This is a genomic window from Nocardia sp. NPDC059236, assembly GCF_042754085.1.
Classification (GTDB): Bacteria; Actinomycetota; Actinomycetes; order Mycobacteriales; family Mycobacteriaceae; genus Nocardia.
The window spans coordinates 1-1,246 of record NZ_JBHZAF010000089.1 but is presented as its reverse complement, the minus strand read 5'-3'; the positions used below and the strand labels follow the sequence as shown (position 1 = coordinate 1,246).

General features: G+C 76.6%; 1 protein-coding gene. It reads left to right on the top strand.

Annotation, left to right across the window (positions count from 1 at the left end; translation table 11 throughout):
* Nucleotides 1–141 precede the first annotated feature (141 nt).
* The coding region (locus ACFXIV_RS48075) for a glycosyltransferase family 4 protein (RefSeq protein ID WP_379421560.1) at nucleotides 142–1,246 on the top strand (1,105 nt) is incomplete at its 3' end.

Here is a 1,246-nt window from a genome sequence, read left to right as displayed (position 1 = left end):
GCGCAGGAGTCCGCCGAGTACGTGCGCACCTACCACGACGGCACCTACACGGCCGATGTACTGGACGGCTTCCTGCGCTGAGGCCGCAGCGGCCGGCAGCCGACGACAGAGAGCGGCAGCCGACAACAGAGAGGGGAAGCCGTGGAGTTCGACAGCGGCCCCGGGACGAGCGACACCCCGGCACCGGAGCGGCCCGCCGGGCGGCGGGGCCGGATCGTGATGCTGGTGTGCAACGGGGTGGTCGGTGACTCCCGGGTGCAGAAGACCGCCCGCTCGGCCGCCGAGGCCGGGTGGGAGGTGACGCTGCTGGGCCGGTCCCCCGACGGGCGGCCCGCCTCCTGGCGCATCGGCCCGGCCCAGGTACGGCTGCTGCCGGTACCCACCCCGCTGGCGCACCCGCCCCGCACGGCGCGCCGCCCGCTGCTGACCCGGCCGCTGGCCTACCGGCCGGGCACCGCGCCCTACCGGGTGCAGCGGGTCAAGGCGTGGCGCGACGAACTGCGCACCCGGCGCGCCGCGCTGACCGCGGGAGCCGCCGCCACCGGAGCCCTCGCCCGCAGCCGCCGCCCGTCCCCCGTGGCGCTCCCCCGTGCCGCCGCCCGGCTCGTCCGGCCGTACGCCGCCGCCCGGCTCGCGCTGCCGCGCGCCGCGGCCCGGCTCGTCCAGCGCTGGGTCGGTTTCCGTACCCGGCAGCTCGACCGCAGGACCGCGCTGCGCGGCACCGGCACACTGCTGGATCGCGCGGCAGTGGCCTGGTGGCAGCGCACCCTCAAGGAGCGCTGCTGGCGCAGGCTGTGGCCGAGCCTCTACGACTTCGAGCTGGCCTACGGCCGGGTGGTGGACGAGTTGCGGCCCGACATCATCCACGCCCACGACTTCCGGATGCTGGGCGTGGGAGCCCGCGCCAAGATCCGTGCGGCGGCCGAGGGGCGGCCGGTGAAGCTGGTGTGGGACGCGCACGAGTATCTGCCCGGCGTCCGGCCCTGGCAGAACGATGTGCGGTGGCTGCCGGCCCATCTGGCGCACGAGCGCGAGTACGTGCCCTGCGCGGACGCCGCCGTCACGGTGTCGGGCACCCTCGCGGCGCTGCTGCGCAGCTCCCACCGGCTGGCCGAGGAGCCCGCCGTCGTCCTCAACGCCCCGGAGCAGCACACCACCCGCCGCAGCTCGTGCGAGGCGCGTTACGAGGCGCAGGAGGGCGCCGCCGACAGCGCCGTGCCGAGTCTGCGCGCCCTGTGCGGCATCG